This window comes from Sulfitobacter sediminilitoris (genome assembly GCF_010667575.1).
GTDB lineage: Bacteria > Pseudomonadota > Alphaproteobacteria > Rhodobacterales > Rhodobacteraceae > Sulfitobacter > Sulfitobacter sediminilitoris.
The window spans coordinates 1-5,812 of the sequence record NZ_JAABNT010000053.1; the positions used below are offsets into that span (position 1 = coordinate 1).

Here is a 5,812-nt window from a genome sequence, read left to right on the forward strand (position 1 = left end):
GCAGGGCCGTCAGAGAATGGGTTGCCGCACGGAACCAGTTCGCTATCCTATACCCAGAACGGTTCAACATATGACCCGTTTCAACTGCATCGGCTGAGCCTCATACACAGAGTTTCGGATACTCCCGCTCGGCACGCTGTCGATCAGCACGCCACGCGCGCGCAAATGCTGCCACACGCTCGTAGGACCCATCATAGCCAAGCTTGACCAAGTCCTCATACATCAGCTTCACAGTCCGGCGGTCTTTGCGCGACTTGCGTGTCTGAGCCAAAAGCCACGACGACAAACGATCCGCATAAGGATCCAACTTGCTTGGTCGCGGCGGCGTCTTGAACTTCGGTTCTACAGCACCTTCTCGCAGGTACTTTTTGATTGTGTTCCGCGACAAACCCGTGCGCCGGGCAATCTCACGAATTGGCACTTTCTCACGCAATGCCCAACGTCGAATAACACTCAAAAATCCCATGTCGATCACTCCATATCTCCCCGACAAAAACCGTCAGGGCAGTGTGTTCACATGGGTCAATTCTCAGTGACAATTTAGGGGGATACCGGGTCAGTTCTCAGTGACATTCAACACACCATCCCATCGGTGGCTTGCCGTTTCCATGCGCGGACTTGGTTTGGGTGCGACTGATGCGTTGTCGCTATCTCCTGCACGGCTTTGTCGCCAAGCGGTGCTACCGACGCCACCCTGGCCTCATATTGATCTGTAAAGTTCCGGCGCTTTGCCATGTTCGTATCCGTTTAAAGGCTTGGGATACACTTTAGCCAACTGCCTGGATCGCAGATGCCGAAGACTGCTCTCTGGCCGATCCACCTGACAATTCAGTGCTGGATGAAAGCTCTTGAAAAAAATACGGTGCAACGCTGCGTCAGATGAACTTCCCCTGGGCGCTTCACGCGACCATCGACGATAGCCCACCAAGACGTACCTCAATAGCAGCTTCTAACGACCGCGGCGCTCCAAGAAACCCGGGCAAGTCAGACGAACAGCTCGATCACATCGGCTTCATTGCCCGCGAACAGACCACCAGATGAAACAAGGTCAGCGCGTCATCTGGATTCTGCGCAGCAAGCGCGGCGAAGGCCTGCCGCGCTTTCGGGTCGCCGACTTCGAGCAGGCTGAATGCAGCCTTGTAGTCCGCGACGAAGCCGTCCGCGCCACCCTCCATCGAGGCAGGTTCGTAACAGCGCACGGCTTGCGACTTTCCCTTCAGGACCAATGTTCCAATCGGCCGTCCCCGGAAATTATCGATGCTGTGGACGACACTTTCTGCGACACAAATCCTTGTGCCGATAATCTCCCTAGTCAACCTGGCGCGCTTGTGAGGCGCGGTGAATCAGTCGGGTTTGTCTCGCCGTTGGCTCGATCGTTACACATCATCGACTGCCTTTGCCAATTCGGATCGGGCTGCGCGTTTAAGTGGCGTGCCCGTATGGGCCGCCCGCCGGGTACTGGAAAGTTGGCATGTGCGAGCAGATAGCTTTCCAGCGCTTCGAAATAGCTGAACGTACTCTCGGGCTTCACGAACCGCAGTTCCATCAAGGTGCTGGTCGCATCATCGATGAACACGAGTAGGGTGCACGGACCCGCTCGATCTTCAAACCAACGGTGGTCTGAGCCGTCGATCTGGATCAACTCACCGATACATTCTCGGCGCAATCTGGGCTGATGAAACCTCCGGCGTTGCTTGCGGGAAAGCCAGATGCCGTCGTCTTGCATCCATTTGCGTAACGTCTCACGCGAGACCTTGAAGCCGTGATGTTGCGCCAACATCTCTGCGGCAAGTGTCGGTCCAAAATCCGGGTAGTTCTCTTTGATCAGGCTAAGCGCATAATCCCGTTTGGCCTGATGGATCAAGTTGTTCGGTGGCTTGCCGCGTGCCTTGTGCCGGATCGCCGCCGCGCCGTCCTGGCGGTAACGCTTCAACAGCCGGAATATCTGCCGACGTGTCAGATCCAACATGTTCGCCGCGTTATCGACGCTCAGCCTGCCATCATCGACCTGCGCCAAAACTTCCACACGGTTCAACTCGCGTTCGCTCATCATCACCCATCCCATGCCCAATCTCCCTCAACCGTGTTACATGACAGTCTCTCGTAAGTCTCATTATGTAAAATCTCATTTTCCCGTCCTCCAACGTCTGGACGGTGACGTCGCCCTCAAGTCGCACAAACACTCATGTGAATATCCATTGGACCAATTCTGGGCCGACAAGCACACAGATATTTCTATGCGTTTGGATGTCAGCCGCCCAGGACCCTTAATGCAGCTCTCATATTGTCCAATTCGGTGGCTTTGATCTCTCTCTTGTTTTTGCCAAAGACGACAGGCATCGCGGCCAAACCTGTTGCGATCTCCATCGCACGACTTTGGACTTCTTGGGCATCGACAATCTCGTCCAGCACGCCCGCGTCCATTGCGGTTTGTACATCCAGATCTTCGGACAAAACGGCCATGCGGGTCAGGTACTTCGGCGAAATACGCGATTTGGCCAGCGCGATCAGCAGATCACCAAGGTCCATGCCAATGCGGCTTTCTGGCATGCTGTACTTATACGGCCCCTCAGCGCCCACACGGTAATCGCGCACCATCAAAAGGAATATCCCCATGCCGATCCCATGCCCCTTGCACGCAGCAATAACCGGGCGCGGAAAATCGAGCATGCGGATCAGCATAGCAAAACCATCCTGCACTTGCGCCCTTGCTTGATCCTGCCCTTTTGCGAATTCCTTAAGATCAAACCCCGCAGAGAAGACCGTATCGCGACCCTCAAGCACCAGCGCTTTGGCTTTGTCCGCCTCGGCTTTGTCCAAAGCATCGTTCATCGCTTTGATAAATGTCGGGTTGACCACGTTCATTTTGCCGTCGTCCACCTTGAGAACGGCAATATCGTTTGCGACTGTATATGAGATCATTTTGAATCCTGCGGGGCTGCCGAAAAATTTTCCGTTGCGTTGGGGCAATTTGGTAGTGGAATCTTGGGCTTTGGCACAGCACCAATCCAAGGAACATCACGTAAAGCGTAAGGCAAAGTCCTATTGGGCTTCGACTGTCATCAGGCTTTGGAAAGCGGCGCGGCGGTTGTCTTCGATTTTGGAGGGGCGGTGGGTTTCGCGGTTGACATAGACGTGCACAAAATGGCCCTCGGCAGTGGCCGTATCCTCATCGTTGCGGAACAACGCCACTTCATATCTGATAGAACTTGAGCCCAGTCGCGCCACCCGCAGCCCTGCGGTCACCTTGTCAGGAAACCCCATTTCGGCATGATATTTGCAGCCGGTTTCAACCACCAACCCAAACGTATCTGACGTGCGCGGATCAAGCAGACCGTGCTCCATCAACCATCCATTTACGGCAGTGTCGAACAGCGAATAATGTACCACGTTATTCATGTGGCCATAGATGTCGTTGTCATTCCCGCGGGTTTGCAGCGGATAGAAATCCGCATAATCAGTGCGCGTTGTAATCGGTGTTTTGCCGCCCATCACCAAGCTGCCTTGTAGATGTTGAGAGCGTCTCTTTCGGTGAGCTCACGAGGATTGTTGACTAAAAGGCGTTGTTGCACCATCGCATCGCTGGCCATTTTGGCAATTGCGTCTTCGGGGATGTTCACGTCGCGCAGCCGCGTTTGCATGCCCAGATGCGCGGACAAATCTGCCAGTGCGTCGATGAAGGCCGCACATCGCGCTTGGCTGCCTTCGACCTCCGCCAGTTGTGGAAATGCATCAGCGGCAATTTCGGCGTAAAGCGCATGTGCGTCGGGTGCGTTAAAGCCCAACACATGGGGCAAAACCAGCGCGTTCGACAGACCGTGGGGCACGTGGAAAGTACCCCCGATAGGATAGGCCAGCGCGTGCACCGCCGCGACGGGTGAATTGGCAAAGGCCTGCCCCGCCAGCATGGATCCGAGCAGCATCGCGCCGCGTGCGTCTTTGTCTTGGCCATTGAATACGGCAGCCTCAATATTGGCCCCCAATAGGCGCAACGCTTCGCGGGCCAGCATTTTGGACAGCGGATTGTTGTTGGCCGATTTAGAGGCATAGGCCTCAATCGCATGCACCATCGCATCGACACCGGTCGCCGCCGTAATATGGGCCGGCAACCCCACAGTCAGATCTGCATCCAGCACAGCAATGTCCGGTAGGATGACCGGCGAAGAAACGCCGCGCTTTTCCTCAGCACCCACCGTGATGATCGAGACCGGCGTCACCTCTGACCCTGTTCCGGCGGTGGTGGGGACCAGAACCAGCGGGAGGCGTGGGCCTTTGGCCTGCCCAACGCCCCAAGCCTCGTCGAGATCTTCCTCAGAGCCCAGCAGCAGTGCGACCAACTTGGCCACATCAAGCGATGAACCGCCACCAAATCCCACAACCCCCGTCGCGTCGGTCGTACGTCCGAACGCCAACGCCTCCATCAGCGTTTCGCGCAACGGGTCGGCCTCCACTTTGTCAAAAACTGCAACTTTGTGTCCGGACGCTTCAAGTGAGGCGATGGCCGGATCTGCCAGCCTCAACTGACGCAGGCCGGGATCTGTGATCAGCAAGACCGACGTGCCCAGAGTTTGCCCCGCCACCTCGGCAAGGCGCGCCGCAGCGCCGGTCTCAAAGATCAGTGATTTGGTGGTGTTGAAATTGAATGGGGTCATCTCGGTATCCTTGAATGTTGAGTGGCGCCTCCGCGCCTTTCCCTAGGGTACTTGTAGGAGGAAAACCGGTCACCAGAACAGGGACCGATTGCCTGAGGCCCCTGTAACGTTCCGTCATCTACCCCAACCAGGGCCACCTGCCCCCACCGTTTCCTGCTTGTTTCCATGAGCCACGTAATGACGTCACGGCGCATCAATCGTGACGCAGGGTAACCGTCCCGCGCCCCTGTAAATCCGGGCATCTTTGGCAGTCCTTCATATCGGTCTTTCGGTTTACACAGCCCTTGGTTTTGCATGTGCGTTTGCGGACCGCGCCAAAATACGCTCACGATCAGATTCGTGGCAGGCATATCTTTCAATGCTCAGTCGGGGAGTTATAGAAGAACAGCAACGCGTCGCGATCCGACCTCTGCGCGTGCCCACCGCACACTCATATTTCACGCCGTAGGTTTCAACCAAGGGACCGAAGGCAGCATCGTCCTCCTTCTTTGCCTCAGCCACCCGGGCGTTCTGCAACTCGGCTTGGATCATTTCACGCACGGACTTGGGCATCCCGCTGGCGATATTGGCTGCCTTGTGAACCCAATATCTCTGCTCAAGGTTGGTTGGAAGAAAATCCCGCAACGCTGTGCAGCCACGGAGTGAAATAGACCTCATCCGCCCAGATGTGAGCATAGCATTCAAAGCACATCTCATCGAGATCTTTGCATTGGGTGGCCTGATTTAGCTGATCCGCACTGTGGCAGGATATCACATGGTCAAACTTGGCTTCGTGCTGTTCAGCAAGGCTATCGTTCACACTTTCTGAGCACCGCCTCCTTTGGACGTATCAGCATGATGATGCTTGGTGAGAGACATCAGCTGAGTTAGAAGCCTTTGATCTGAGGATTCGGATCTTGTTTGATTAGGATCAGTTCGATTTGTGTCCCGATTCGGGGCACCATCCAAGACAAGCGGGCCAGGATTGTTTTTCCGGAGCCACTCGTATGGCTCTAGTTCAAGGCTGTTTCGGGCGACGGTTCGGTTCGAGAAGGCGTTTTCGACGATTTCGCGTTTTTCGGCGTCTTGGGCGCAAATATGAAGCCCTGTCAGGTTTTTCATGAGTTCGAGGAACTGCCTGCGGTTGCGGGCGGTTTGCTCGGGGCTCGGTAGGCTGCGGA

The 5,812-nt window shown here is 55.7% G+C and carries 5 protein-coding genes and 3 pseudogenes; all 8 read right to left on the reverse strand.

Going from position 1 to position 5,812, the window contains the following annotated elements; translation table 11 throughout:
• Positions 1 to 124: 124 nt before the first annotated feature.
• Positions 125 to 466, reverse strand: a pseudogene (locus GV827_RS22865) (helix-turn-helix domain-containing protein); the annotation flags it as partial.
• A gap of 107 nt (positions 467 to 573) precedes the next feature.
• Positions 574 to 735 carry a transposase gene (locus GV827_RS24185; protein ID WP_164356595.1) on the reverse strand — a complete coding sequence of 54 codons (162 nt, stop codon included), beginning with the start codon at positions 733 to 735 and terminating at the stop codon, positions 574 to 576.
• A 266-nt stretch (positions 736 to 1,001) separates the two neighbouring features.
• Entirely contained in the window at positions 1,002 to 1,199 is a 198-nt protein-coding gene (locus tag GV827_RS22875) for a hypothetical protein (protein WP_164356596.1), read from the reverse strand.
• Between the two features lie 272 nt (positions 1,200 to 1,471).
• Positions 1,472 to 2,065 (reverse strand): annotated as a pseudogene (locus tag GV827_RS22880) (helix-turn-helix domain-containing protein); the annotation flags it as partial.
• A 185-nt stretch (positions 2,066 to 2,250) separates the two neighbouring features.
• Complete coding sequence (locus GV827_RS22885) at positions 2,251 to 2,922, reverse strand: crotonase/enoyl-CoA hydratase family protein (RefSeq protein WP_164356597.1); 672 nt, start codon at positions 2,920 to 2,922, stop codon at positions 2,251 to 2,253.
• Positions 2,923 to 3,042: 120 nt separating this feature from the next.
• Positions 3,043 to 3,492 (reverse strand): acyl-CoA thioesterase, encoded by a 450-nt coding sequence (locus tag GV827_RS22890; protein ID WP_164356599.1) that lies wholly within the window; start codon positions 3,490 to 3,492, stop codon positions 3,043 to 3,045.
• Positions 3,492 to 4,652: an iron-containing alcohol dehydrogenase gene (locus tag GV827_RS22895; RefSeq protein WP_164356601.1), complete on the reverse strand. Its 1,161-nt coding sequence runs from the start codon at positions 4,650 to 4,652 to the stop codon at positions 3,492 to 3,494. Before GV827_RS22895 ends, GV827_RS22890 begins: the two co-directional genes overlap by 1 nt.
• A 795-nt stretch (positions 4,653 to 5,447) precedes the next feature.
• Positions 5,448 to 5,812: pseudogene (locus GV827_RS23475) on the reverse strand (hypothetical protein); the annotation flags it as partial.

Bases quoted from the DNA above. Each gene is read 5' to 3' on its own strand.
- GV827_RS24185 (WP_164356595.1), bottom strand. From the start codon at position 735: ATGGCAAAGCGCCGGAACTTTACAGATCAATATGAGGCCAGGGTGGCG.
- GV827_RS22885 (WP_164356597.1), bottom strand. From the start codon at position 2,922: ATGATCTCATATACAGTCGCAAACGATATTGCCGTTCTCAAGGTGGAC.
- GV827_RS22890 (WP_164356599.1), bottom strand. From the start codon at position 3,492: ATGGGCGGCAAAACACCGATTACAACGCGCACTGATTATGCGGATTTC.
- GV827_RS22895 (WP_164356601.1), bottom strand. From the start codon at position 4,652: ATGACCCCATTCAATTTCAACACCACCAAATCACTGATCTTTGAGACC.